The sequence below is a fragment of the Afipia sp. DC4300-2b1 genome, assembly GCF_049895725.1.
Taxonomy (GTDB): Bacteria; Pseudomonadota; Alphaproteobacteria; order Rhizobiales; family Xanthobacteraceae; genus Afipia; species Afipia broomeae.
In genome coordinates, this window is record NZ_JAFCSX010000002.1 from 432476 (window position 1) to 454491 (window position 22016).

General features: G+C 62.7%; 18 protein-coding genes. 9 read left to right on the forward strand and 9 right to left on the reverse strand.

Annotation, left to right across the window (positions count from 1 at the left end; genetic code table 11):
* Nucleotides 1–186: 186 nt before the first annotated feature.
* Both ACP7AL_RS08680 and ACP7AL_RS08685 read left to right on the forward strand, forming a co-directional pair.
* Entirely contained in the window at nucleotides 187–564 is a 378-nt protein-coding gene (locus ACP7AL_RS08680; protein WP_006021466.1) for an Hpt domain-containing protein, read from the forward strand.
* 103 nt (nucleotides 565–667) lie between these two features.
* Entirely contained in the window at nucleotides 668–988 is a 321-nt protein-coding gene (locus tag ACP7AL_RS08685) for a 2Fe-2S iron-sulfur cluster-binding protein (protein WP_006021465.1), read from the forward strand.
* A gap of 214 nt (nucleotides 989–1202) precedes the next feature.
* Here ACP7AL_RS08685 and ACP7AL_RS08690 read toward each other — a convergent pair whose 3' ends face one another.
* From ACP7AL_RS08690 to ACP7AL_RS08705, 4 genes are all read right to left on the reverse strand, one after another.
* A complete protein-coding gene (locus tag ACP7AL_RS08690) occupies nucleotides 1203–3902 on the reverse strand; it encodes an Ig-like domain repeat protein (RefSeq protein ID WP_425990691.1) in 2700 nt (899 codons plus the stop codon).
* A gap of 585 nt (nucleotides 3903–4487) precedes the next feature.
* The gene (locus tag ACP7AL_RS08695) at nucleotides 4488–5435 is read right to left on the reverse strand and encodes an AraC family transcriptional regulator (RefSeq protein ID WP_425990693.1); all 948 of its coding nucleotides are present in this window, start codon (nucleotides 5433–5435) and stop codon (nucleotides 4488–4490) included.
* Nucleotides 5436–5444: 9 nt separating this feature from the next.
* Entirely contained in the window at nucleotides 5445–6407 is a 963-nt protein-coding gene (locus ACP7AL_RS08700; protein WP_425990695.1) for a helix-turn-helix transcriptional regulator, read from the reverse strand.
* Between the two features lie 92 nt (nucleotides 6408–6499).
* Nucleotides 6500–6943, reverse strand: coding sequence for an acyl-CoA thioesterase (locus tag ACP7AL_RS08705; protein WP_425990697.1), 444 nt, complete (start codon nucleotides 6941–6943; stop codon nucleotides 6500–6502).
* Between the two features lie 185 nt (nucleotides 6944–7128).
* Here ACP7AL_RS08705 and ACP7AL_RS08710 point away from each other — a divergent pair, with 185 nt between their 5' ends.
* Entirely contained in the window at nucleotides 7129–8157 is a 1029-nt protein-coding gene (locus ACP7AL_RS08710; protein WP_425990699.1) for an NAD(P)/FAD-dependent oxidoreductase, read from the forward strand.
* 141 nt (nucleotides 8158–8298) lie between these two features.
* On the opposite strand, the gene ACP7AL_RS08715 is transcribed toward ACP7AL_RS08710, so the two are convergent.
* The 3 genes from ACP7AL_RS08715 to ACP7AL_RS08725 form a co-directional block, all read right to left on the reverse strand.
* Nucleotides 8299–10287 (reverse strand): hypothetical protein, encoded by a 1989-nt coding sequence (locus tag ACP7AL_RS08715; protein WP_425990701.1) that lies wholly within the window; start codon nucleotides 10285–10287, stop codon nucleotides 8299–8301.
* A 97-nt stretch (nucleotides 10288–10384) separates the two neighbouring features.
* The gene (locus ACP7AL_RS08720; protein WP_425990703.1) at nucleotides 10385–11446 is read right to left on the reverse strand and encodes a lysylphosphatidylglycerol synthase transmembrane domain-containing protein; all 1062 of its coding nucleotides are present in this window, start codon (nucleotides 11444–11446) and stop codon (nucleotides 10385–10387) included.
* A 508-nt stretch (nucleotides 11447–11954) separates the two neighbouring features.
* Nucleotides 11955–12389 (reverse strand): hypothetical protein, encoded by a 435-nt coding sequence (locus ACP7AL_RS08725; RefSeq protein WP_425990705.1) that lies wholly within the window; start codon nucleotides 12387–12389, stop codon nucleotides 11955–11957.
* Nucleotides 12390–12494: 105 nt separating this feature from the next.
* Here ACP7AL_RS08725 and ACP7AL_RS08730 point away from each other — a divergent pair, with 105 nt between their 5' ends.
* Nucleotides 12495–13118 carry a hypothetical protein gene (locus ACP7AL_RS08730; protein WP_425990707.1) on the forward strand — a complete coding sequence of 208 codons (624 nt, stop codon included), beginning with the start codon at nucleotides 12495–12497 and terminating at the stop codon, nucleotides 13116–13118.
* Between the two features lie 157 nt (nucleotides 13119–13275).
* Here ACP7AL_RS08730 and ACP7AL_RS08735 read toward each other — a convergent pair whose 3' ends face one another.
* The gene (locus ACP7AL_RS08735; protein WP_425990709.1) at nucleotides 13276–13701 is read right to left on the reverse strand and encodes a universal stress protein; all 426 of its coding nucleotides are present in this window, start codon (nucleotides 13699–13701) and stop codon (nucleotides 13276–13278) included.
* An 81-nt stretch (nucleotides 13702–13782) separates the two neighbouring features.
* Entirely contained in the window at nucleotides 13783–14316 is a 534-nt protein-coding gene (locus ACP7AL_RS08740; RefSeq protein WP_425990711.1) for a SixA phosphatase family protein, read from the reverse strand.
* A gap of 167 nt (nucleotides 14317–14483) precedes the next feature.
* On the opposite strand from ACP7AL_RS08740, the gene ACP7AL_RS08745 reads away from it, so the two are divergent.
* The 5 genes from ACP7AL_RS08745 (at nucleotide 14484) to ACP7AL_RS08765 (ending at nucleotide 21983) form a co-directional block, all read left to right on the forward strand.
* Nucleotides 14484–15845, forward strand: a complete 1362-nt coding sequence (locus ACP7AL_RS08745) for an NAD(P)/FAD-dependent oxidoreductase (protein ID WP_006021451.1) — start codon at nucleotides 14484–14486, stop codon at nucleotides 15843–15845.
* 156 nt (nucleotides 15846–16001) lie between these two features.
* Nucleotides 16002–16514, forward strand: a complete 513-nt coding sequence (gene msrB / locus ACP7AL_RS08750; protein WP_006021450.1) for a peptide-methionine (R)-S-oxide reductase MsrB — start codon at nucleotides 16002–16004, stop codon at nucleotides 16512–16514.
* A 185-nt stretch (nucleotides 16515–16699) separates the two neighbouring features.
* The gene (locus tag ACP7AL_RS08755) at nucleotides 16700–18520 is read left to right on the forward strand and encodes a flagellar hook-basal body complex protein (RefSeq protein WP_425990714.1); all 1821 of its coding nucleotides are present in this window, start codon (nucleotides 16700–16702) and stop codon (nucleotides 18518–18520) included.
* 48 nt (nucleotides 18521–18568) lie between these two features.
* Complete coding sequence (gene flgK, locus ACP7AL_RS08760; protein ID WP_425990716.1) at nucleotides 18569–20464, forward strand: flagellar hook-associated protein FlgK; 1896 nt, start codon at nucleotides 18569–18571, stop codon at nucleotides 20462–20464.
* A 7-nt stretch (nucleotides 20465–20471) separates the two neighbouring features.
* Nucleotides 20472–21983: a flagellar biosynthesis protein FlgL gene (locus ACP7AL_RS08765; protein WP_425990718.1), complete on the forward strand. Its 1512-nt coding sequence runs from the start codon at nucleotides 20472–20474 to the stop codon at nucleotides 21981–21983.
* Nucleotides 21984–22016 lie beyond the last annotated feature (33 nt).

The following is a 22016-nucleotide window of genomic DNA, read 5'->3' on the forward strand; positions in this document are numbered from 1 at the left end:
GGCACGGTTAACGCTTTCAGAAATCAACAGTTTTCAAAAGCACTTTGGTATTTCTAGGCGGCGAGGCGGCGAAAACATGGCTAAATCGAGGCGAATGCCTGATACATTTCGTTAACCATTGGTGTGATTGCCTGACGGTGTTTCCGGCCGGATTCGAGCCGGTGCCGTCAGCAATTCGGATGGGTCATGTCACTTAACCTGGAGCGGTTGAACTGGATGCCGTCACCACCGCTCGTTCCAGAAGACTCCGCCATCGACGTCCAGCATCTCGGACGCATGACCCTCGGCGAAGCCGCGCTTGAAGCCGAAGTTCTCGGGCTTTTCGCGGCCCAGAGCGCCGATCTCGTCGCCCGCCTCAAAACCATCCCGGCGGACGCAGCCGCGCTGGCGCATACGCTGAAGGGGTCCGCGCGGGCGATCGGCGCATTCCGCGTGGCGGAGGCCGCCCTCGGCGTCGAAGCCGCCATGAAGAGCGATGGCGACGTTGCAGGCGCGATCACGCTGCTTCAGCGCGCGGTCGAGGAAGCCAGAGCCGCGATCGGCCAGATGTTGAACCGGTCCTGACCGGCTTTTCCGCACGGCTTTTATCCCCGGGCAGTGCTGGCGTCTGGCCAACTGACCCGTTATAGGACGTCTCCAACTGAATTATCCGGGCAGCACGTCAAATATGGTCAAGATCAATTTCACCGATCACTCGGGCACCACCCGCACCGTCGACGTCGAGGCGGGCGCGACCGTCATGGAAGGCGCGATCCGCAACGCAATTCCCGGCATCGAAGCCGAGTGCGGCGGCGCATGCGCCTGTGCGACGTGCCATGTGTATGTCGATGAAGCCTGGCGCGAGAAGGTCGGATCGCCGACGCCGATGGAAGAGGACATGCTCGACTTCGGCTACGACGTGCGGCCGAACTCGCGGCTGTCGTGCCAGATCAAGGTGACCGACGAACTCGACGGACTTGTGGTGTCGACGCCCGAGCGCCAGGCGTAAGTTCGCTATCGTCCTCCGGCTCCTCAGCCGGAGGCGGAATTTGTCGGGCAATAATCCATTCGATAATCGCGGTCACAAGGCCGACGACGAAAGCGGCGGCCACGATTCGCGTGTCCGCCTGCATCAGCATCGCAACAATGCCGAAGATCCAGATCGCGCCGGTCAGCCGGAGCGCGATCGCGAGCGTCGGTGGCCGATGATGCATAGCCCGAACTCAGAACGGCACTGACGCGCGGGCGCGGTAGGTCCAGAGGGCCGCGCCACTGTTGCTGCCGAGTCCGCCGCGCTCCGCGCCGACGGAGATCTGCGCACCGTTGGCGAACTTCAGATTGGCGCCGCTCGCGACACGCGCCGACCAGCCGTCGAGGATGGCGGCTGACACGGTCGCAAGGCTTGCGGGCGGGACGGCCGCAGTGTCGCCGTTGAAGTAGTAGTCGCCGTACAATCCGACATACGGCGCAATGGCGACCGACGACCACATCACCGGATAGGCGAGCCGGAGCCCCGCGCTGGCACGGCCTGTGGTGAAGTCGCGCGCGGTTTGAACCGTGCCGAGCGTGTCGTTGTAGGCGTTCTCGTGCTCCCACAGCGCGTAGATGCGCGCCGACGGTTCGATCATCAGGCCGTAGGTTTCATACTTGCCGGTCAATCCGCCCGATACCAGCCAGCGATTGCCGGTGAATGAGCCGGAGGCAGTGCCCGCGGTGCCGTCATAGCCGAGGCCGGAGTATCCGACTGCGGCATCGAAGCGGATGGTCTGGGTGATCTTCCAGCCGAGATAGCTGCCGACCGTCCAGCCGTCGCCCTTCATGCGGCCCTGCAACTGATCCGAACGATAGTCGAATGTCTCGTAGCCGCCGAATGCGCCGATCAGGAAGTCCGGCGCAAGCCTGCGCGTTAGACCAGCAAGCACGTTGATCTGGTTGCCATAGAGGGTCGACGTGCCTGCACCCGCCGCGCTCCATCGCTCGAGCGTTGCGCCGCGTACTTCCGCCCAGCCAAGCCAGTCGCGCGGTTCGACGAAACGCTTCGGGGCCTTGACCGGTCCGGCATAGGCGAGGGCATCGAAAGCGTCGTTGACGCGCGACTTGTCCGAGGTCGCGCCGAACGGAGTGGCCGAACTCACCTTTGACGAAGCCTTCGGATCGTCACTGCCGCTGTCGGCGGCGAAGTTGAAACGGATGCCGCTGTTGTTCGGGCTGACCAGCGATCCGCCATCGTCGGCGAAGCCTTCGTTGACGGCATTGTCGATCGCACCGGAGATTGCCTGACCGGAGAACTGGCTCACCACGGGCGTCGCCATGGCTTGCAGCGCGCGCAGCTTCAGGCTGTCTGCGGGAATGTTGATCGACTGCATCAGCGGCGATGATGTGCCGCTCGTAAAACCGGGGCTGCCGCTATAGCTCGCGGTGATGGTGTGGCTACCCAGCGCCAGCGCGGACGTGGTGAGCGTGGCGACGCCTGCAGACACGCTGGCGCTGCCGAGCGTTGTCGCACCGTCCATGAAGGTCACGGTGCCGCCGTTCGGCGCACCAGCGCCGCTTGTGACGCTCGCGGTGAATGTCACCGGCTTGCCCACGTCGCTTGGATTTTGCGACGACGCCAGCGTTGTCGTGGTGGTGGACAGGCTGATGGTCTGGGACAGGGCGGAGGATGTCGAACCGTTATTGTTGGTGTCGCCACCATACACTGCGGTGATGGAATGCGGTCCCGCAGACAGGGCCGAGGTCGAGAAGGTGGCGCTTCCCGCCGATACAATTCCGGACCCGAGCAGCGTCGCGCCGTCAAAGAACTGCACCGTACCGGTGGGATTGGTGCCGGTGACTGTCGCGGTGAAGGTTACGGATTGTCCGAACGGGCTCGGATTGGCGCTCGAGCCGAGTGTGGTGCCCGAGGTCCCGGGATTGACCGTGATCGAAGAGGTGGATGGTGTTGCGTTGGTGTAGTTCGTATCGCCGCTGTAGGTCAGGCTCACGGTGAAGTTGCCGCCGAGCGTATAGGTGTGCGTGGTGCTGCCAGTTCCGCCGCTCAGCGTGACAACAGCCTGAGACGAGCCGTCGCCGAAATTGATCGTCGCCGTGCCGGTCGGAGCCGGCACACCCGACGCGGTGGGCACCGTCACTGTAAATGTCGATGCCTGACCGACAACAGCAGGCGAGGGTGTGATGTTGAGGCCTGGCGAACTCGTGGCCTTGTTGACGGTTTGCGTCATGCTGGCCGAGCTTGCGACATAGTTGGTGCTGTCGCCGCCATAGTTCGCGGTCACGGTCTTGTTGCCCGCTGTCGCATAGGTATGACTGATGGATGCCGTGCCGCCGCTGAGCGTGACGGGTGTTGCCGCTGTGCCGTCGCCGAAGTCGAAGGTGACGGTGCCGTTCGGAGTGCCGTTGGATGCGGTCCCGGTCATGGTGGCGGTGAACGTCACCGATTGTCCGGCGATGCTTGGACTTCCGCTGCCCTGGATTTCCGTCAGGCTGGCATTGGCCGGGCCAGGTGTGCAGGTGACCGTGATCCAGTTCGAGGCGCCGCCTGCGCCATTGTTATAGATGTAGGCGATGATGGAGGACTCGTTGCCTGCAGCCGTCAGCGTGAAGGTCGAGAAGTTCGGAGGATTGCTGCGCTGCGCGCTCCTCTGGCTGCCGTCCGTGAACACCAGGTAGACCAGGTTCAACGAGCCGTCATTGGTGCGGGATGTCGTGGTCAGCACGTCGCCGGGGGCGAAACGCTTGCCGGAGATGCTATGCGAGGCCATCGGCGTTGAAGTGGACGCGGAGACGTCGAGTTCGCCATTGTTGACGGCATCGCAGCCGGCCGATGCCCATGCGCTTGACGTGGCCGAGACCGCCAGAAGGCCACCCGCCAACAGCGCGAACGCGGCTCGTTTGATCGCCGCGATCCTCTCAACGCACCCCATGCCCCACCCATTACTCCATGCTCCGTCGCCAACCGGGCGGCGGAGGTCTCAGCAGGAAACGTGTGGCAGATCGATTTGGAGACGTCTTCTCATTGCGCGCACGCGTTCTGTCCGGATGCCTAAAATCCGAATCTTTTCCGGCTTGTGGCGTAGCGGCCACATGGGGCGGCGTGAGAAATTTTTTGGTGATGAAATGGAAGCTCGAAAAATACGGGCGCAACGAATTTTTACGTCATGAAAGGTGACGTCAAGCCTCGCCGATACGCTCTCCAACGGACATGTTTTATCAAGATGGCCACAGGCCGTCTTCTCACTCCGCGCAAACGCCAAACTTTTTCGCGCTACGTGCGCCGTCCGTGTGATCTCAGAACGTCTGACTGACGCCGAGGCGGAGACGTAAGTGACCACCTGACCGGGCGTGAGCGAAGCCGTGACCGAGGCGTCCAGCCTCAGCCATTGACGGCTCCCCAACCGGCCTTGGCCTAACAAATCGGGAAAAAGCCGTCTTCTCATTGCGTGCAAACGCCCGGCCCCAAGGCTCAAAAAGAGAGTCTCTTCAGGCCTGTGGTCCGGGTGCCACAGGGTTCACGCGTTAAGAGACATCATTCGAGCGTCGCCCGGCGTCATGCCGTAGGCGCTGCGGAACACGCGGTAGAATGTCGCGATGCTGTCGAAGCCGCAGGCATAGGCGATGTCCGCGACCTGCCGCGCCGGTGTGAGGCCGAGCAGCCGGCGTGCTTCCTTGAGGCGCATCGCTGTCAGCGTCCGCGCGAAGGACAATCCCGTCGGCTCGAACAGCACATGCACCTGCCGCAGCGAGATCACGAGTTCGGCGGCGACCGTCGCCGATGTCAGATCCGGGCGGTGCAGATCGCGGATCATGATCTCGCGCGCCGCGTGAAGAAATCCGGCACGCAGCGCGGCGCGGCCTTCGGGTGAGCCTTGCGCAAGGCGGCCTCGTGCGATCAAGGCAAGCCGGGCGATGGATTCGATCTCGCCCGATGCCTGAAACGGATCGTGCTCCAGTGCGCTCAGCGTTGCCTTGATCAGCCGGGTCAGGCGGGCGCCCTGCATCAGCGGTTCAGGAAAGAGATCGTGGGTTCGCGCGCCGAGCGCGAGATCGTTCGTGAGCGGGATTTTCAAGGTGCGGAAATCGAAGCCGTCCGATCGTTCCGGCGTTCCCGCGAACATCATGTTCGAGTGGTTGATCGTGACGTCGCCTTCGCGCACCAGATGCACGCGGTCTCCCTTGGTCTTCATCCAGCCCGGCCCGCGGATCTGCAATCCGATGCTCAGACTGTCGCTCGAGACGCGCGCGATGTCGGCCGGTGTGCGGCTGACGCGATAGGACGACGCTGTCATCTCCGCCAGCACGGCGTTTCCAATCGGTGTCGCGGAGAACCGGCCGTGGAAGCTGGCGCGTTTTTCACGCTCCAGTTCGATGGTGACGCCGAACAGACTCTTGCCGCGCACTTCGCACCAGTGGTCGAAGCGATCCTGCGGACGAATGTCGTCGGTGGAGAAACTCAGCATCGCAGACGATCAGTCGAGGACGGCTGCGGTCCGCGCATCGCCTGGCGTGACGCCGTAGACATTGCGGAACACGCGGTAGAACGTGGCGGAGCTGTCGAACCCGGACGCCTGCGCGATCTCCGCAACGGGCTGCATCGGTGCATTTCTGAGCAGCCGCAGCGCTTCCGCGGCACGCATCGCCGTCAGCGTGCGTGCGCAGGACATGCCCGTCGGTTCAAACAGCAGATGCAGTTTCCGCGGCGAGATTCCGAGTTCGGCAGCGACCGCCGCCGGTGTCAGGTTGGGGCGATGCATGTTGCGCGCGAGGACATCGCGGGCGGCGTGCAGAAAACCGGACCGCAGCGCGGCGCGGCTCTCCGGCGAGCCGTGCCGTACACGCCCCTGGGCCAGCAGTGCGAGCTGCGCGAGGTGATCGACGGCGAGATCGAAATCGTTGTCGGGATTCCTGGCACAGTCCGCGGCCAGTGCTGCCAGCGAAGCGGATATGACGGTTTTCAAGCGCGGATTGTCGCTCAGCAGCGCCGGCGACAGACCTCGCGCCGCGCGGACGAGATCCTCCCGGCCGGTGAATGGAATTTTCAGAACGCGCAGATCGAAGCCGTGCGCGGTTGCCGGCCGGGTCAGATAGGGCAGGTCGGTGTGGCTGATGGCGATATCGTTCGCCGCCACCACGAACTCGCCGCCGCCTTTGCTGTTGAACCAGCTCGCGCCGCCGAGCTGCTGATAGATGCAGAGACTGTCGCCGGGCGCGCGGGCAACATCGGCGGCGGTGCGCGACACCCAGTAGGATGAGGCCTGCATCTCGCTGATCATTGCCCCGCCCGCGGGAACGGCCGTAAACCGTCCCCTGAAATTCTGCCGCTCATGCGGGTTCAGCGAGATCGTCACGCCGAACAGATTGCGGGCACGTACTTCGCACCAATAGTCAAACCGGTCCTGAGGACGGAGATCGTCGGTGTTGAAGCTGAGCATGACGGACGACTGGCCCGGTTATCGCAAATTCGCCTCAGAGATTTAGAGGCGAACGGCCATGGCGGCAACAGCAATTGCGGGGCAGCTTGTCGCTATGCGCGCAGCAGCCAGGGCTGAAATCGCTCGATGATCTCGGGCGTCAGCGGGGTCGGTTTGCGGGTCGTGGCATCCACCAGAACCGTGACCGCTTCCGCCGAGGCGGTGCAGACGTCGCCCGCGAACACCACCTGCGCGAAGGTCGCGGAGGTCCGCCCGAGCTTCGAGACGCCGATCCCCAGCTCGAAGCTTCCAGGCCAGTGCATTTCGGCGCGGAAATCGATGGCGAGATGCACCAGCATCCAGCTCAGCCCCTTCGGCATCAGTCCGCGGTCGCCGCTGCGCAGCAGCGTGACGCGCGCCGTCTCGAAATAGGTTGAATAGACCCCGTTGTTGACATGCTTGTTGGGATCGAGATCGCCGTAGCGGACGTTATCGGCCAGGCGGAACGGGTAGTCTTCCAGCTTGAAACTGGACTGTGGGCGGATCGGCGCGTTCAACGAATAAGTCTCCGGATTTATGCACCCTTACCTGAAAAAAGCCGGTCGTCACAAGCCGGTGGAGCATGCCCGCCAGCCCGAAAATCCCTTCCCCAGAGGGGCCGTCTTGGCTAGACAATGCCCTTAAAAGCGGCGCCTTGCGTGCCCGCACCTCGATCTTTCTCCCATGACAGACCGGAACGAGCATGACCGACACGATCAAAACTGATGTCCTGATTATCGGCGCCGGCCCCTGCGGGCTGTTCGCAGTGTTCGAACTCGGCCTGCTCGATATGAAAGTGCATCTGGTCGATATTCTCGACAAGCTGGGCGGACAGTGCGCCGAGCTTTATCCGGAGAAGCCGATCTATGACATTCCGGCGATTCCGATGGTCACAGGGCAGGGCCTCACCGATGCCCTCATGGAACAGATCAAGCCGTTCAATCCGACCTTCCATCTCAACGAGATGGTCGAGACCATCGAGAAGATCGGCGACCCGCTGTTCCGCGTGACGACGGATGCGGGTCAGGTGTTCGAGACCAAGGTCGTGGTGATCTCGGCAGGCGGCGGCTCGTTCCAGCCGAAGCGTCCGCCGGTGCCCGGCATCGAGGCCTATGAGGGCACCTCGGTGTTCTATGCCGTGCGCAAGATGGAGCAGTTCCGCGGCAAGGATCTGCTGATCGTCGGCGGCGGCGACAGCGCGCTCGACTGGGTGCTGAACCTTCAGCCGATCGCCAGGCGCGTGACGCTGCTGCATCGCCGTGACGACTTCCGCGCGGCGCCGCACAGCGTCGATCAGATGCGCAAGCTCGTTGCCGCGGGCAAGATGGATCTGAAGCTCGGGCAGGTGACCGCGCTCGAAGGCGAGAACGGTATGCTGGCCGGCGCGATGGTGAAGGGCACTGACAACGAGACCTTCAAGATCGACTGCAACACCATGCTGCCGTTCTTCGGGCTGACCATGAAACTCGGTCCGGTCGCGAACTGGGGCGTCAAGCTCGAGAACAATCTGGTGCCGGTGGATACCGAGGCGTTCGAGACCAACGTGCCCGGCATCTTCGCCATCGGCGACATCAACACCTATCCCGGCAAGCTGAAGCTCATTCTCTCGGGCTTTCATGAAGGCGCGCTGATGGCGCAGAAAGCGAGCCGCTACGTCTTCCCGGACAAGCGTGTCGTGTTCCAGTACACCACGTCGTCGTCGAGCCTGCAGAAAAAGCTCGGCGTGAATTGAAGCGTTCGAATTTTTCAACCTGTCATTCCGGGATGCGCCTCTTGGCGCAGGCCCGGAATCCATTCTTTGTCGCAACCTTGGATTCCGGGTTCACGCGAAGGGCGCGCCCCGGAATGACGGTTTTTCCGATAGTCAGGCTGATTATTGTCTTGTAGGCGTCGCCGGCGAGAGCGGTTCGCTGACCACTGGTGCTTCTGACAGACCAAGCCCCAGCACGCTCATTGCGGCGGGAAGTGCCGCGTCCGCCATTGCGGCATGACCTTCGGCGGTCGGATGGATTGCGCCGCCATAGACGGCGGAGAGCACGCCCCACGTCGCGTCATGAATGTCGCCCGGCTGGTTGGTCGGCGCTTTCTGTGCCTGCGGATAGGTCATCGCCGTGAAGTAGCTGTCATTGGCATCGCGGATCCAGCGCGCGCGCGGCGAGTACGGACGGAAGTCACTGGCGCCCGCGCCGCAGACCAGCGGATTGTTCGCGGCATCGACGATGTCCGCGACGAAGCTTTCGCCCTTTGCGGAGAAACATTCACGGTCGAACGGCGGATCGGTTTCGGCGCGCGCGCAGAACCCGTGACTGGCGAAGGCGGCCTGATGCTGATCGACGAAGGTCATGCGGTCGCGCGCGGGATTGCCGCACAGCACGCCGCCGCTGCATGTCGCCAGCTTCTTGAGCGAAGGCAGAAACTCGCTCTGCACGAATTCGGTGACCTCGGCGAGGCGCTGCGGGTCGGCGTTGAATGCGGGATGAATGTCGAAGCCGGCGCGTCCGCCGGGGCAGGGCGCGCCATTCAGCAGCGACGGGTTCGCGTAGGATGTGTAGATCACGCGCGAGAGGTCGCCGCCGACGAAAGGTTTCAGCGCCTGCCGCAGTTTGTTGAAATCCTGCGGCAGTTCGCGTTGCAGGGTGGAGCGTGCCTCGTCGACCGAACTGAGGACGCCGGTGCGCCGTGACAATGCGCGTTCGGTCTGCCGTTCGACAATGACGTCGGCGACAAGTCCCGAGAAGTCGACATCGTTGGCGCCGATCGAGAGCAGAATGAGATCAAGTTCCCGATCCGGCTGGCGCTTCGTTACCGCGGTCAGCGCCTCGCGCAATTCGGCGATCTGCGCATTCACAGTGCCCTGACAGGTCAGGCTGTTCTTCCCGACCACGCATTCGCGGGCGCGCTGCGCGCCGAACATGCCCTCATCGATCGTCGCGCCGGTGCAGGCCAGCGGCAAGTAAGTTACCGCGATCTGCGGATTCTGCGCGGCCAGCGCGATCGCCATGCGGGCCTGGTAGCTGTAGAGCGAACGGTGGCACGCCGGATTCATCCATTGCGCGCCGGCGCGCTGCCAGTTCTGCAGGCTGGTGCCGTCGGAGGTATCGCAGGCACGCGCGCCCTTGAAGCCCGCGCGGCCGGGGCGGAAGTACATTCCGGCAGGCCCGCCGAGATAGGAACGGAAACAGAAGCCATCGTCGCTGAGCGTCACTGCACGATCCGGATTGCCTTCGCCCGATGCGATCGAGTCGCCGAGGCCTGCAATGAAAATGTCGCGCACTGCGATCTGTGTCGTGACCCGTTGCGGTGCCTCGGACCCGCTTGAGACGTCGACGGTGACGGGCGTCGGGCGGCCGTAGCGGACGCGCAGGTTGATCGGCTCGGCGCAATCGAGCGTCGACTGCCGCGGCGGATCGCCGTCCTCGAAGGTCCATGCGCAGGTCGCGCCGACCGGCACCGCGCCGGTAAGACGGATCGTCACCGGATGATCGGTGGGCGTGAGATAGCTTTCCTTCACGCCGTCGCGCGTGCAGGGCTCGCTGACACGGCCCGTTGCGTCAATGCACAGGCGTCCCAGTATGTTGCGCGCCCAGCCACGGCCGTCGCTCTGCATTGCCAGTGCCTGTTCAGATTCAAGAATGGAGCGGCCGCTGAGCGAAGCGATATGAAGCTGGAAATCGCGCTCCTCGCGAAACAGGCGGAAGCGGTTGCGGACTTCCCACGAAATCTGCATCGTCGTCGTGAACTGCGGAACGGTCTGTGCGACGGAAGGCGGCACGAGCGGCGTCTGCGCCGCAGCAGCACTTGCCATCGCGCCGCCGAGCGCCGCGATCAGGAGCGATAAGCGGATTACGCGCGACTTGAGCATGAGGGTTTGAAGCCGACGGATAAGGCCAAAATGTGGGGCGGGGCTGAAACCTAAGATACGTTTCGGGACCCCACAAGCCACATCTTTGTGCGCAGGATTACTCCGCGGCCTGCTTCGGCTTCGACTGTGGAGGTGACGATTGCGCGACGGCGGGCGCGGGCTGAAGTTTTCGGCTCTGTTGCCACGGCAGGATGACGCTGAGCCACAATTCCCGGATGCCGAGGATCGTGATCGACGTGGCGAACGGGATCAGGAAGTAGAGGATGCGGAACACCAGCAGCGACGCCAGCAATTCCTCCTTGCCGAGCATCGGCAGGCCGACCAGCATCGCCGCATCGAACACGCCGAGACTGCCGGGCGCGTGACTGGCAAAGCCGAGCAGGGTGGCGAGAATGAACACGACGGAGAGCGTCACGAAATCGAGGTCGGGACTCGACGGCGCGAGGAGATACATCGCGAACGCGCAGAATCCGAGATCGACCACGCCGATCAGGATTTGCAGCGCCGTGAGCGGCGCTGACGGCAGATGAACCTTCCAGCCGTCCTTGCCGAGCTTGCGGCGGCCCTTGCCGGTGGCGATCCATGTCAGATAGATGCCGATGCCTGTGAGCAGGCCGACGCCGATCAACTGGTTGATGCTTTCGGGCAGCAGATCGATCGATGATGCGGCGGCCGGGTGCCAGATCATTCCGATGCCGAGCACGAAGGTGTTTCCGAGCCAGAATGTCAGGCCGGAAATGAAACAGATTTTCGCGACATCGATCGCGGTCAGCCCCCAGTCCGAATAGATGCGGAAACGGATCGCGCCGCCGGTGAACACGGTGGCGCCGATGTTGTGGCCGATCGTATAGCTGGTGAAGCTCGACAGCGCGGCGATGCGATAGGGAACGTGCATCTTGCCGATCGTGCGCAACGCGAAAAGATCATAGAACGTCAGGGTGAAGAACGCGCACAGCACGCACACTGCGGCGAGCGCGATCTGGCCTTGCGATTTTTCGGCAAGCGCAGTCAAAACGATCGCCGTATCCACGCCCTTGAGGGTGCGGAACAGATGCATGATCGCAATGGTCACGATAATTAAGCTGGCAACGATCCCGAGCCGTTTCCAGCCGATTCGTTCCCTGAAAACACGCCCTAGCGTGCTCAACACCTGTTGCATTCGTCCTCCCGGCAGGGCGCGTAACCTATAGAAGCCGATTGAGGCGACAGTGAGCAAGCGGCTGCGGCGGTACTCATACGCGAAATCCCATGCTTGGAAAATAGGTCGTTGTGCGGCGCAAGGTGCCGTTATTGCTAAGAAACCGGGGCCGGCCGGGCTGTCATCTTTGCTTCATATCCGGCCGGATGCCGCGATTCATCGATTAGCCGGATATGGGAAACGAAGATGCTGTTGCAAAGGGTGAGAGAGGCCAATCCTTTTCACCGGTTGCCATGATCTTCAGGAACATCCGCGTCTTCTTGATGGAATCTATGCGCTCAGGCAGAGCAGCCGTGTTGTAAAGGATTGTCGACGAGGAAAAGGCAGCCGACCGGAAGCTGACGCAACTGGCCGAAAGGGGGATCAACCAGAAGGCGTCAAGTCAGCCACGGCTACGATTCAACGTGAGGCTGAATGAGGCAAAAAGCCGCGCCGGCGCAAGCTCGGGGCGGCCTTTCACGCCAAGGGATCAGGCCCGGCGCATTGCGAACTTCGCGCCGCAGAAAGCCATTATGGCGCCAAGCCCGAGGGCGGCGAGACCTGCGAGCACACCGGCCAGTGTCGGGATCGCGCTCGGTGCTGCCGCGGCCTGACCCGCGGCCGCCAGCATGATAACGCCGACCACGACCAGAAACTGCCGCAGCCGAAGCGAGATCTGACCGGATACTGCGCTCTGCATCAGCGACGCGGAAATGAAGCCTGCCAGAAACGCCACCGCGGCGATCAGCCACCAGGCCAGCGCGGCACGCGCGGGCATCAGCTCGGGCACGTCGGTGCGCCACAGGTCTCCGAGATTGAGATTGAAGCGCTGGATGATGATGTGGATGCCGAGCGCAAGCAGCACGCCGAACAGGATCGATGCGGCAAGAACGATAGTTTGCGAGAAATAGGCAGGCTTGGCCATCAGGGTGTTTCGTCCGGGCACGGCAGGCTGCTATGACTTGTAGAATAGCGGCCGGTGGTCCCGCAAGGTGACCGGCCCCCGATTGCAGCCGATTGAAGGATTTTCATGCTCTCGCAATTGTTCGGTGCCACGCCGCGCGCCGGAGTGAAAGGCCTGGAGGTGGCTGGCGACGGCACGCAATATGTCTTCAAGCCATCACTGGTCGGGGGCGCGTCGCAATTCGACCTCACCGGCGAGGGACTGTCCTGGCAGGTGAGAGGAAAGCACGGTGTCTGGCCGCTGGAGAAGATAGCGGCGATTCGTCTGTCGTATCGTCCGGTGTCGATGCAGTCGCGGCGATTCCGTGCCGACATCGAGGACACGCGCGGCGAACGCGTGACGCTTTACTCAACGACGTGGCACACCGTCGCGCTGATGTCGCCGCAGGACAACGGCTACCGCGCGTTCATCGTGGAATTGCATCGCCGCCTTGCCGCGATGGGCAGCAAAGCCGTGCTGGTGGTCGGAATTAACCCGGCGATCTACACGGCGGGGCTTGTCGTGCTTGGACTTGTCGGTGTCTCAATGCTTGGATTGCTGATCCGTGCGCTGATCACGGGTGAGTTTGCCGGCGCGCTGTTCCTGATCGGGTTTGCTGCGCTGTTCGGCTGGCAGATTGGCGGCTTCCTGCGGCGTAACAAGCCGCGCACCTACACGTTCGATGCTCTGCCGAAGGATGTCCTGCCGTAACAGGGGTCAGCTCGGCCGGGCGTCGTTGGCCGGCCCGGCCAAACCTTACCGCCCGATGATGGGGATCACCCTCTGGCGGCGGGTGGACCATAGTCCAGGATGAAGCTGGAGAGAAGTCAGCCGAATGTGAAAATCGTTTCGTGGTTGGTTAGGCGCCCTAATGCCGCACCACGAGCACTGAGCATTTTGCATAACGCACGACGTGCCCTGCGTTCGAGCCGAGAAAATAACTCTGCATCGAGGGCCGGTGCGATGTCATGACAATCAGGTCCGCGCCGATGTCGGCGGCTTCCTCAAGCACCTCATGATAGATGCCGCCCTGCCGCACGGTGACCGAAATGCGCTTGCTGTCGATTCCGGATTCGCGCGCCACGATAGCCAGCGCTTCCTCGGATGACTGGCGCTGCTGAATCTCGAAATCGGGCGGGACATACTCCGCAAGCATCACCGGCGTGATCGGCATCACGTTGACCAGCCGCACCAGTCCGCTGGAGGATTTCGACAAGGACGCCGCCGTCTCGATGGCCGGTTTTGCGAGATCGGTATCGGCAAGGTCGATGGGGACGAGGATGGATTGAAACATCGGTCTCTCCGGTCGCGCGCGTTGGAATGATCACGATGGATTCGTTGGCGGCAAGATGCAAGGCCGCCTCGCCTGAGTGCGTTACGCCCCCTCAGATCCTTCGCGCAGCAGCTTCGGGCTTGCGAAGCGCTCGAGCCGTCCGGTGCGAAAGCCGACCTTCTCCCAGTCGTCGATCTTGAAATCGATCACAGTGACGCCCGCCGTCGGCAGGTTGCTCGCCAGCGCCTGACGCCCGGCGGGATCGCCGCTGGCGATAAGGCCGAGCGCCAGTTCATGCAGTCCCGGGTTGTGCGCGAGAATCAGAAGACATTGCGGATCTGCATCCGCGACACCGTGAATGATCCGCAGCAGTTCGGATGGATCGGCGCCGTACAATGCCGGCAAATGTTTTACCCGCACAGATGGCATCGCTGCGCGAAGCAACTCCCAGCTTTCCTGGGTGCGCGTTGCGGTCGATACCAGCACGAGGTCCGGCCGATAGTCGTGCAGGGCAAGCCATCGCCCCATCTCCGCGCCGTCATGCCGGCCGCGCTCGTCGAGACGGCGATCCTGATCCCTGCCGGAAGGGGCGTCCCGCTCGGTCTTGGCGTGGCGCAGCAGGATCAGACGGCGCATATCGCGATCTCGTTTCGGTGGGCGTGGCAAATGATGCGAACTTCGGTGGTGAACCACTAGGGCACGGCCCGGAATAGTGTACAAGCTTACGTCCGATATTGTGACGGACGGGACACCGTTACACCCAGAAAATACAGCTTGCGACAGGCGATCTTGGAACAGCGACCATGGATAACCCTTCGGTGAATTCGTCGGCGGATCTGCCGGGCCGCCCGCGGCTGACGTTCGACCTGGATGTCGACATCTGCGTGATCGGGGGAGGGCTCGCCGGTCTGACCATGGCGCGGGAAGCGGCGCGAATGGGCGCAAGCGTCGCGCTCCTTGAAGGCCGTGAGATCGGGTGGAATGCGTCGGGCCATAATCTCGGCACCGTCATGCCGGGCTACGGCATCGCTGTGTCCGATTTGATCGACCGTGTCGGCTTTGATAACGCGCGCGAACTGTGGTCGCTGGCGCAGGAAGGCGCCGACTATGTACGCGCCACCGTGACCGGCAACGCCATGCCCGGCGTGACATTGACGGAAGGCGCGCTCGAAGTTTCCACAGTCGATGCCGGCGATGAACTCATCAGCCGGTTGCAGACGCTCGGAGAAGATTTCGGCACCGAGATCGAAGGCTGGCAGATCGACCGCGTTCGCGAGACGCTGAAAACCGATCGCTACTTTCATGCGATTCATTTTCCGAAGGCGTTTCAGATCGACGGGCGGCGATATGTCCATGGTCTTGCGGCGCTGGCGGAAGAGGCGGGCGTGCGGATTTTCGAGGACACGCCCGTGATCGGTCTCGATCCGGCGGGCATCCGCAAGCGCGTCTTCACGCCGTCCGCGAAACTGCGTTGCACCCATGTTGTGCTCGCGGGCAATGCGCATCTTGGCGCGCCGGGCCGGCGTCTCACGGCAACGCTGCTGCCGACATGGCGATACGCGGTGCTGACCGAGCCGCTCGGCGAGCGGCTTGCCGATGCGATCACCTTTCAGGGGTCGGTCACCGATACCCATGACATCGATCACTTCCGCATTGTCGAGGGCGACCGGCTGTTGTGGTCGAGCCCGGAAACGACATGGCAGGGCGATCCGCAGCGTTATGCCAAGCGCATCCAGAATCGCATCTCCGCGTTTTTCCCGAAGCTCAAGCAGGTCGGGATTGCCGAGGCCTGGAGCGGGATGTTCGGACAGACCGTGCACGGCATGCCGCAGATCGGCGAACTGCAACTGGGTCTTTGGGTGCTGAGCGGCTTCGGCCGCCAGGGATTGAACACGACGGCGATGGGCGGTCAGCTTCTCGCGCGCAGCATTCTGCACGGCGATGATCGCTGGCGGCTGTTTTCGCCGTTCGAGCTGGTCTGGGCCGGCGGCTCGGCCGGGCGTGCGGCGGGGCAGGTGTTCAACATCTGGTCGCGCGGCTATTCAAATGCGGCCAGCGCGTTGTCGCGCTACCGCGAGCGCGCCCGCGGCCGCGAACAGATGCGGGAACGCGCCCGGGAGGCGCGGATTGCGGCGGCCAGGGCGCAGACCGCCCGTTTGAAATAACACTCTGCCGGCGGGGTTATTGGAACATGAGGGCTGAGGCTGTTCCGGCCTCGCGGGAAAGTGAGCCTGCGGCTGGAGTGTTGCTGTAACTTTTCGCGAAATGGACCGTAGATCGTGATGGACAGCCTGTTTCCCGACTTGCACGGAGCTTTGACGATGATCGACCGCCGTATCCTGCTCGCATCCGCGATGAGTCTCGCCGCATTTTCGGCATTCCGCTGGCTTGGTCTGGGCAGTGCCAGCGCGGGTGAAAAATCCGCCGAGAAATTCGAGGTCGAGAAGACGCCGGAGGAATGGCGCAAGCAGCTGACCCCCGCCCAATATAATGTGCTGCGCGAAGCCGGCACCGAGCGCCCGTTCACCAGCCCGCTGAACAAGGAGAAACGCAAGGGAACCTTCACCTGCGCCGGCTGCGACCTGCCGCTGTTTGCCTCCGAGACCAAGTTTGACAGCGGCACCGGGTGGCCGAGCTTCTATCAGGCGCTCCCCAACGCCATTCTCGAGAAGTCCGATCGCAGCTACATGATGGTGCGGACCGAAACCCTGTGCCGGCGGTGCGGCGGCCATCTCGGCCATGTGTTCGACGACGGCCCGAAGCCGACCGGCCTGCGCTACTGCATGAACGGGCTGGCGCTGACCTTCAAACCCGCGGACGGCTCATCGTCCTGATTTCGCGCGGCAATTCTTGCCCGCTAGGCAATTGTGCCCCGGTCTTTTGGCCGGGGCATTTCTTTTAGTGCATTGATATTGCAGCATAAATGCTGTTGGCACGGCGCTTGCGACCTCTTCTTCGACTACGGCCATGGCTATGGACACACCGGCGGGCCGCCCGGATCGAAGTTGGAGAAAATGTAATGGGTCTCTTTGGCGCACTCACCACGTCCGTCGCAGGTCTTCGTGCTCAGTCCTATGCGCTCGAAAACATCTCCGGAAACATCGCGAACTCGCAGACGACAGCGTTCAAGCGCATCGATACGAGTTTCCTCGACCTCATTCCCGATACCGGCACCAACAACCAGCTCGCCGGCAGTGTCGCGACCAACTCGCGTGAAACCAACACGGTGCAGGGCGACGTCCAGAAGGCCGCGGTTTCGACCTACATGGCGATCAGCGGCGACGGCTTCTTCGTGGTGCAGAAGCCCGGCAGCTTCACCGACAGCAACCCGGTCTTCAACGGCGTCAACAACTACACGCGCCGCGGCGACTTCACGCTCGACAAGAACGGCTATCTGGTGAACGGCGCCGGTTACTATCTGGAAGGCATTCCGATCGACCCGACCACGGGTAACGTCACCGGCAGCAATCCGCAGGTTCTGAAATTCGGCGGCGACTTCCTGCCCGCGCAGCCCACCTCGACCGTGACCTATCGCGCCAACCTCGCTTCGTATCCGATCACCACGAAGAGCGACAAGTCCGTTCCGGGTTCGGAACTGCTCAACGTCGGCGACTTTACCGTCAATCCGAGCACGGTCGGCACGCCGCCGCTGCCTTATCTCGACAACGTCGGAAGCGGCGCGTCGATGAACAGCGCGCTGACCACCGCGACCAAGATCAACGGCACGACCGCGCTGTCGGGCGCGCCGAACACCAACTCACTGTCGGCGAGCTTTGCGGCTGGCGACACGATCACGGTGAACGGAACGCCGATTACTTTCACCGACGCATCCAGCGTTCCGCCAAACCAGAATGACGCGACCCATATCCCGATCGGCAGCACCATCGATCAGCTCCTCGACAAGATTGACGGGCTGAGCGGCAACTCCGCGCTGTCCTCGACCGTCAACAATGGCTCCGTGCAGTTGCATACGGGTCTCGCGAATAACCTGGTTATCACCTCAAGCAATGCAACGGCTTTTGCCGCGCTCGGCTTCTCCGGCACCGTCACCGTAAATCGCCTGGGTGGCGGTTCGGCGGGCGCCGGTCACGTCATCGGCTCCGACGCCGCGACATTCATTTCGCAATCGATCGCGGGCGGCGCCACCACCGGCTACGACATCTCCGGCTCGCCTGTCAGCATCCAGTTCCGCTGGGCGAAGATGGACTCATCGACGCTCGGCCCAGGCCATACCGACAAGTGGAACATGTTCTATCAGGTCGATCCGAACGCGACGGGCGGCGCGACGGCCTGGCAGAACATCGGCACCGATTTCACGTTCAGTGCAAACGGCCAGCTCACTCCGGCGGTGGCATCGGTGACGCTCACCACTCCGACCATCAGCGGCGTCACGCTGGGCAATATCACCGTGAACTTCGGCGTCAGCGGCCTGACCTCGTTCGCCGATGCCAACGGCAACGCGCAGGTCAACGACATTCACCAGGACGGCTTCCCTGCGGGTTCGTTGCAGACGGTTTCGATCGGCGACAACGGCCGTGTGGTCGGCAACTATTCCAACGGCCGCAACATCGATCTGGCGCAGATCACGCTGGCGACCTTCAACGGCGCGAACTTCCTGAAGCGCCTCGATGGCGGCGCGTTCGAGGAGACCGACCAGTCCGGTAACGCGGTTTTCGGAAAGGCCGGCTCCATCACGGGTTCGGCGCTCGAAGGATCCAACAGCGATATCGCGGACGAGTTCACCAAGCTGATCGTCACGCAGCAGGCCTATTCGGCGAACACCAAGGTCATCACCACTGCGAACCAGATGGCGCAGGATCTGCTGAACGTGCTGCGATAATCGCTGAACACATTGTTGCGTGATCCGACCTGAGATGGGCAGTATGTTATGGGTCTGAGCCAAGCTCTTTCAACCGCGATGGCCGGCTTGCGGGCAAACCAGGCGTCGCTCGCGCTGGTTTCGTCCAACGTCGCGAACGCGGAAACGCCGGGTTACGTCCGTAAGACGACCAACCAGATCCAGACCGCGGTCGGCAACGGCGCCGGCGTCGAAACCATCGGCGTCAATCGCGTCCTCGACGATTACATCCAGAGCCAGTTGCGGACGGAAACCTCGGGCGCGGCCTACACCCGCACGCGTGCGAATTTCCTGAACAACCTGCAGAGCGTCTATGGTGATCCGGATTCGTCTGCCACGATTGAAGCGGCATTCAATTCGCTCACGACCGCGCTTCAGGCGCTCTCGACAAGCCCCGACTCGCAATCGGCGCGCACCGGCGTGCTCAATGCGGCGCAGGCGCTGGCCCAGCAGTTGAATTCGACCTCGCAAGGCATCCAGGCTCTGCGCAACAGTGCCGAGACGGGGATAGCCAACTCGGTATCGACGGCCAACAACGCCCTGACCCAGATCGCCAAGATCAACCGGCAATTGCAGGGCTATGCCAACCAGGACGCCGCGACGGCGGCGTTGCTGGATCAGCGCGATCAGTTCATCACGCAGTTGTCGGGACTGATGGACGTGCGCGTGGTCAAGGGCGAAGGCAATCAGGTTTCCGTTTACACGACCTCGGGCACGCAACTTGTCGGCGGCTCCGATGCCGCGCAACTGTCGTTCAACACTCAAGGCACGGTCACGCCGGAGGCGCAGTGGAACGCCGATCCGTCGAAGAGCACGCTCGGCACGATCTCCATTTCCTATCCGAATGGCGGAAGCATCGATCTCATCTCCAGCGGAGCAATCCGCTCCGGATCGATCGCGGCGTTTCTCGAATTGCGCGACAAGACGCTGGTGCAGGCGCAGGACCAGGTCGACCAGCTCGCGGCAGCGATGGCGAGCGCGTTGTCCGACAAAACCACAGGCGGCACGGCATATCCGCCAGCCACGCCTGTTCCGCCGCCCGGCACGCCCGCCGGCTTCGATCTTGATCTTGCCGGTCTTCAGGCCGGCAACACCGTTCATCTGACGTACACCGACAACATCACCGGCGTTCAGCACAATATTTCGATCATCCGCGTGGATGATCCGAGCGCGCTGCCGCTGAAGGACACGGCGACGATCGATCCGAACGACAAGGTGATCGGCGTCGATTTCTCCGGCGGCATGTCGTCGGTCGTCTCGCAGCTCAATGCTGCGCTGGGCGGCGCCAGCATCCAGTTCTCGAACCCGGCCGGCTCGACGCTGCGTGTGGTTGATGACGGCGCGACCGGCTTGTCAGACGTCAATGCCGCATCGGTCACGACGACGGCAACATCGCTGACCGGCGGCGGTCCGCAGGTCGCATTGTTCACCGATGGCGGACGATCTTACACCGGAGCGATCACGGCATCCGGTTCTCAGCAAACGGGCCTCGCGGGACGCATCACCGTCAATTCCGGATTGCTGGCGGATTCGTCGCGCCTGATCGTCTACAGCACGAGTCCCGCGACACCGGCTGGCGACACCACGCGTTCCGACTTCATCCTGTCGCAACTGACGTCCGGCACTTACAGCTATTCGGCAACGACCGGTATCGGCTCGAGCAGCACGCCCTATAAGGGCACGCTGCTCGGATTCACCCAGCAGTTCACGAACATGCAGGCCAATGCCGCGAGTTCGGCGCAGCAGCTCTCCGACGGTCAGGATGTCGTGCTGAACACGTTGCAGAAAAAAATGGATGCGACCTCGGGCGTGGATATCGACACCGAAATGGCCAACCTGCTCGCGCTGCAAAACGCTTACTCGGCAAATGCCCGCGTGATGTCCACGGTCAATTCAATGTTCCAGTCATTGATGCAGGTACTGTGAGGATCTCATGACAATCGATGGCGTTAGCGGCCGGACTTCGTATCTCGGCTCGTCGATTCTCAATCTGAAGAGTCAGCTCGACACGCTGACGCAGCAGCTCGCTTCGGGAAAGAAGTCGACATCCTATGCCGGTCTCGGCGTCGACTCGGGAACGGCGACGGGGCTGCGCGCGCAGATTTCGTCGATCGCCGCTTTTGCGAACACCGGCACCGTCCTGAATACGCGCATCAACGTCGCGAACCTGTCCTTGCAAGGCATCAAAGACGCAGGCAGCCAGGTCAAGGCTGCGGCCGCAGGCGCAACGCTGAATCTCGACAGCAATGGCAAAACCGCCGGGCAGAAGACCGCGATGGCGTCGTTCACGCAGGTTATCGCGCTTCTCAACACCGAGGTCGGCGGGCGTTACATGTTTTCCGGCCGCGCCACCGATACTCCGGCGACCGAGCCGGCCGATGTGATTCTCAACGGCAGCGGCACGCGCGCCGGTTTAAACCAGATCATCGACGAACGTGGTCAGGCTGACGGCACCTCGGGTCTCGGCCGGACAGTGATCACGTCGCCGACGCCGACCTCGGTGACGATCGGCGAAGACGTCGCGGGATCTCCGTTTGGCCTCAAGCTGAGCGCGATTACGACGACCTCGGCGACTGCGACAGTGACCGGCCCCGCGCCGCCGGCGGCGCCTCCCGGCGCGCCTTCGGAAATGTCGGTCGATCTCGGCGCGACCAATCCGGCCGATGGCGACAAGGTCCGCTTCACATTCAGCCTGCCGGACGGCACGTCTGAAACCATCGAACTCACGGCGACGACGACGACGCCGGTGCCTGCCGGCGGCTTCGCCATCGGCGCCGATTCAACGGCGACCGCCGCCAATCTCAAAACCGCGCTCAACACTGCGGTCGGCACCTTGTCGAACACCGCGCTGGTCGCGGCCTCCGCCATGGCCGCATCCGATAATTTCTTCAGTTCGTCCCCGCCATTGCGGGTCGGCGGTTCTCCGCTCAGTACCGCAACGACGCTCGTGAACGGCACCGCAACCAACACCGTGTCCTGGTACACCGGTGAGGACGGTCCTGATCCGGCGCGCGGAACGGCGGTTGCCGGCATCGACCAATCCATTTCGGTGCAGTACGGCGCGCGAGCCAACGAAGATGCGTTCGTTGCTCAGTTGAAGAACATCGCCGTCTATGCCGCGGTGTCGACCAACGCGAGCAATCCGAACGCGAACGGTCAGCTCACCGCACTGAACTCGCGGATTGTCGACAATCTCGCGGTGCATCCGGGTACGCAATCGATCCAGGATATCCAGGCCGATTTCGCCGGTGCGCAGGCTGCGGTCCAGACGGCGAAGGATCGGCAGACCCAGACCGGATCGGTCGCGCAGTCGATGCTGGATTCGATCCAGGGCATCGACGACAACGAGGTCGCAACCAAGATACTTGCGCTGCAGACTTCCTTGCAGGCGTCCTATCAGACCACCGCGTCGCTCTATCAAATGAGCCTGGTGAAGTTCCTCTAGCCGCCCTGCAACGATGAAACGAAAAAGGCCTCC